Origin of the sequence: Acidisphaera sp. S103 (genome assembly GCF_009765975.1) — a bacterium.
GTDB lineage: Bacteria > Pseudomonadota > Alphaproteobacteria > Acetobacterales > Acetobacteraceae > Rhodopila.
Map to the genome: position 1 here is coordinate 1 of NZ_LMUJ01000021.1, position 838 is coordinate 838.

2 protein-coding genes are annotated in these 838 nt (G+C 61.3%); both read left to right on the forward strand.

Annotated features, from left to right (window positions below):
* The first annotated feature begins 284 nt into the window (after positions 1–284).
* Positions 285–500: a hypothetical protein gene (locus GSQ89_RS02085; RefSeq protein ID WP_158921531.1), complete on the forward strand. Its 216-nt coding sequence runs from the start codon at positions 285–287 to the stop codon at positions 498–500.
* Complete coding sequence (locus GSQ89_RS02090; protein WP_158921533.1) at positions 473–757, forward strand: tyrosine-type recombinase/integrase; 285 nt, start codon at positions 473–475, stop codon at positions 755–757. The genes GSQ89_RS02085 and GSQ89_RS02090 overlap by 28 nt, the downstream gene beginning before the upstream one ends.
* Positions 758–838 lie beyond the last annotated feature (81 nt).

Here is an 838-nt window from a genome sequence, read left to right on the forward strand (position 1 = left end):
GGCCTTCGTGGGCTGGATGATAATGCTGCGATGCAGCATGAGAGCTATGCACTGGGAGGTAAAATCACCGACAAGCCATGCATAACAGCTTGGATATATTGTTGATTCGGATCGGCACTGACACCACGTTCCGGGTTGCCGTCTCAGTGAACGCTTCCTGGTATCACCATCCCGGTGAGGCACCCGAGATGACCGAACGGCCCCCGGCAGGGTTTCGGGTTCTCTGCCGGGGCCTGTCGCGATCGAGCCTGGAAGCCGTCGCCAGGACGTCCTAGATTTCCGCCATGTTCGTTGTCACCGAAGCCAATGCCGCCGCGATCCGCACCGTTTTCGAACAGGAAGGCGAGTTTTCGGCCGCCATCGAGTTGCGCCGCCGGTTCCCCGGCATTGCCAACAACGAGCAGGCCCGGGTACAGGCCCGCACTATCGCCGGGTGGCAGCCGTTGCCTCCCCCTCCTTCGAAGTCCCGGAAATGCAGTACCAGATCGTCGACGCGGTGATGGCTCGCGCCTTCCAGAGCGACGCAGCGCGTACCGCGCTCACCACGGCGGAGGTCAGGAAGCTGAGCCGTGCCTGCGGAACCGATCTCGCCGGCGCCCGTGACCGCGCCCTGTTTCTGATCGGCTTTGCCGGTGCCCTGCGTCGCTCCGAACTCATCGGGTTGGACATGGCACAGGTGACTTGGACCGGCGACGGCCTGAAACTGCTGATCGAACGCTCCAAGACGGATAAAGCAGGTGAAGGCCTGTGCGGCTGAGTGGAACAGAAAACCGGCATAAGGGATTTTCTTGCTGAAGATCGCACCATCGCGCAATTATCAGACCGGAATCGTCGTGGT